The following is a 541-nucleotide window of genomic DNA, read 5'->3' on the forward strand; positions in this document are numbered from 1 at the left end:
TTTCCTTCACCTTGCGCTGGATATGCGCCTCGCTGTCCTTGCGCACGCGCAGGCCGAAGGCGATGTTCTCCGCCACGGTCATGTGCGGGAAGACGGCGTAGTTCTGGAACACCATCGCGATGCGGCGATCGCGCGGTGCCAGCGAGGTGATCTCCCGCTCGCCGATGCGGATCGAGCCGCTGCTCTCGTATTCCAGCCCCGCGATGATGCGCAGCAGGGTGGACTTGCCCGAGCCGCTGCTGCCGATCAGTGAGATCACGTCACCACGCTGTGCGGTGAGGTCGATGCCCTTGAGGACTTCGCGTCCAGCAAAGGATTTCCAGAGTCCGCGAATGTCGATGACGGCATCGTCATTCGTATCGGTCAACGGGGTGACAGGAGAGTGAGGCACGCGCGAGTCCTCTGATTGATCTTGTTGTTATGCACTCGGGTACTGACTATGCAGTTGCATAAAGTCATGTGCCTGTATAAAACTATGCATCTGTATAAAAATTATGCATCTGTATAACATTCGAGTCAATTGCGACTGACAGACCATCAA

At 56.4% G+C, this 541-nt stretch carries 1 protein-coding gene; it reads right to left on the reverse strand.

What is annotated here, in order from left to right; all coding sequences use genetic code 11:
- A partial coding sequence (locus R0J88_RS18735; RefSeq protein WP_410900691.1) for an ATP-binding cassette domain-containing protein occupies positions 1-391 on the reverse strand: 391 nt, incomplete at its 3' end.
- Positions 392-541 lie beyond the last annotated feature (150 nt).

Source organism: Pseudoalteromonas sp. SIMBA_162 (assembly GCF_046535955.1).
Taxonomy (GTDB): domain Bacteria; phylum Pseudomonadota; class Gammaproteobacteria; order Enterobacterales; family Alteromonadaceae; genus Pseudoalteromonas; species Pseudoalteromonas marina.